Origin of the sequence: uncultured Microbulbifer sp. (genome assembly GCF_913055755.1) — a bacterium.
Taxonomy (GTDB): domain Bacteria; phylum Pseudomonadota; class Gammaproteobacteria; order Pseudomonadales; family Cellvibrionaceae; genus Microbulbifer.
On sequence record NZ_CAJXKH010000165.1, the window covers coordinates 1 to 2,798 of the forward strand.

3 protein-coding genes are annotated in these 2,798 nt (G+C 62.4%); all 3 read right to left on the reverse strand.

The features are described from left to right. Positions 1-945, reverse strand: a 945-nt coding sequence (locus QZ511_RS16590) for a DUF3333 domain-containing protein (protein WP_295804237.1), incomplete at its 3' end; no start/stop codon positions are given. Continuing rightward, positions 938-2,317: a phosphate ABC transporter permease subunit PstC gene (gene pstC / locus QZ511_RS16595; RefSeq protein ID WP_295804240.1), complete on the reverse strand. Its 1,380-nt coding sequence runs from the start codon at positions 2,315-2,317 to the stop codon at positions 938-940. The genes QZ511_RS16590 and pstC, both read right to left, overlap by 8 nt. Before the next feature lie 175 nt (positions 2,318-2,492). Further along, on the reverse strand, positions 2,493-2,798 hold a 306-nt coding region (locus QZ511_RS16600; protein ID WP_366935678.1), incomplete at its 5' end, for a substrate-binding domain-containing protein.

Below are 2,798 nucleotides of genomic sequence, written 5' to 3' on the forward strand. Positions count from 1 at the left end.
GAGCGATGCGCGGCTGGAGATGATGATGGTCGGCAGGGTCATCAGGGTCAGTACCAGACCACCTACCAGTGGTGCCGAACGCGGCATCTCGAAAAAATTGATGAAGATCGCCAGACCCAGTAGACCAAACACGATCGACGGTACCGCGGCCAGGTTGTTGATGTTCACCTCGATCAGGTCGGTCCAGCGGTTCTTGGGCGCAAACTCTTCCAGGTAAATCGCCGCGGCCACACCGATGGGGAAGGACAGCGCCAGGGTCACCAGCAGGGTGAACAGGGAGCCCACCAGTGCCGCGCGGATGCCCGCCTGCTCCGGCTCGCGGGAATCGCCATTGGTAAAGAAGGTGGTATTGAAGCGCTTCTTCAGCTCACCATCCTCCCGCAGTTGCAGGATCCAGCCCGCTTTCTGCTCGGACGTGCGGCCCATGAATGCCTCGTCGTCCTTCGACAGGCTCTTCACATAGGTGTCGACGTCATCGTCGGCATTCACCCACACGGTTTCGGTTTGGCCCAGCAGCTCCGGGTTGTTCTCCAGGCGTTCGCGCAGATTGAAGCCGGCGCCACTGGAAACCAGCGCGTAAAGTTCGCGCTTGTCGCGACGGCCGCGCACATCCGGGAAGCGCTCGCGCAGGGCCGCGCGGATCACACCGTCGAAGTTCGCCCACGCCAGGCTTTCGTGATCCACCTTGTCGATATCCAGTTCCGCGGGATCGTAGGTTACCTGCAGCTGGATCTGGGTCTGCACGAACGCGCTGGCGCCCTTGCTGACGATATCGGTAAACAGCACCAGTACCGCGAGGATACCGAAGCCGATACTGGCGATGCCGAGACCGCGGAACAGTTTTTCCTTGCGGTGGCGGCTGGCAAGCCGCGCTTCGATGCGGCTGCGCACGGTCTGCTGGTTGATCTGGACCTGGTTCATCTTGGAGTTGCTCGCGTCAGTCATACTGTTCCCGGTATTTTTTCACTACGTGCAGGGCGATGAAGTTCAGAATCAATGTGGAGATGAACAGCATCAGGCCAAGGGCGAAGGCGGCGAGGGTTTTCGGACTGTCGAATTCCTGGTCGCCCACCAGCAGGGTCACGATCTGCACCGTCACGGTGGTCACCGACTCCAGCGGGTTGGCGGTGAGGTTGGCGGCGAGGCCCGCAGCCATCACCACGATCATGGTCTCACCGATCGCGCGGGATACCGCCAGCAGCACACCGCCGACGATGCCGGGCAGGGCTGCGGGAATCACCACCTTGCGCACGGTTTCGGATTTGGTGGAGCCGAGACCCAGGGCGCCGTCGCGCAGGGACTGGGGTACCGCATTGATCACGTCGTCAGACAGCGACGACACGAACGGAATGATCATCACCCCCATCACCAGGCCCGCCGCCAGCGCACTTTCGCTGGACGCCTGCAGGCCGACGGAGGCGGCGAGGTCACGAATAAACGGCGCCACGGTCAGTGCGGCGAAGAAGCCGTACACCACCGTGGGCACACCGGCGAGGATTTCCAGCAGCGGCTTGGCCACTGCGCGCACCCGGTTGCCGGCGTATTCCGCCAGGTAAATCGCCGACATCAGTCCCACCGGCACCGCCACGAACATGGCGATGGCGGATACCAGCAGAGTACCGGTAAACAGCGGCACCGCACCGAAGGCACCGCTGGAGCCGACCTGATCCGCCCGCAGGGCCATCTGCGGGCTCCAGTGCAGGCCAAACAGGAATTCGGTGACCGGCACCGAGTGGAAAAAGCGGATCGACTCGAACAGCACCGACAGCAGAATGCCGACGGTGGTGAAGATGGCGGCACAGGCACAGGTAAGCAGTACCCCGCGCAGCACTTTTTCCACCCGCTCGCGGGCGCGCATCTCCGGGGTAATGCGCAGCAGCGCAAAGGCACCGAGGCCGATGGCAACAATCAGGATCAGCGCGGTCTGCAGCCACTGGCCACCTGCGCGCAGGCTGTTGAGGTGCGCCGCGGCGGCCTGCAGTTGCGGCGTGGCCTCACCCACCAGGTTGCCCGCGGCCATATTCTGGATCTGCGCATACAGCAGGTTCTGTCCGGCGATGGTGTCGGGCTTGTCGGCGATGCCGCCCATCACCAGGGTACGGATAATGGCATCGTCAAACGCCAGCCAGGTCGCCAGGATGATCAGCGCCGGCAGTCCGCACCAGAGCGCGGTGTGTACGCCGTAATAGCTCGGCAGGGACGCCAGGCTGCGGATACCACCGCGGCTGCGCGCCGCTGTGATGGCGCGCCCAAAGCCGGTGCCGTAGGCCACCAGGATCAGCAGCAACAGTAGGGCGAATAAAGTGGGAGTTTGCATCGCTCGCTCGGATTACTCGGGTTATTAGATGCCGGCCATTATCCGGACTTCAGGCTACTTTTACATGACGCCGTGCATGTCACCTGCACATTGCGCCCGCTGTTATATATGCAAACGGCCAAGCCCAGTGGGCTTGGCCGGTATTTCCCTATACCTGGTTCGTTTACGGCGAGGTTTATTTCGCGGCCAGGTTGCTCAAGGTATTCAGTTTGCGCACGTCGCCAACGATCTGCTGACGCTTGGCACCGGGCAGGGGAATCATGCCCTTGTCAGCCAGGTAGCCTTCGTCGCCCCAGGCGCGGTCGTTGGTGAATTCCGCCAGGAACTGCTTGATGCCGGGCACCACGTCCACGTGGGCTTTCTTCACGTAGATGAACAGCGGGCGGGAAACCGGGTAGCTCTGGTCGGCGATGGAGTCGAACGTCGGCTCCTGGCCTTCGATCAGGGAACCCTGCACCTTGTCGGTGTTCTGGTCGAGGAA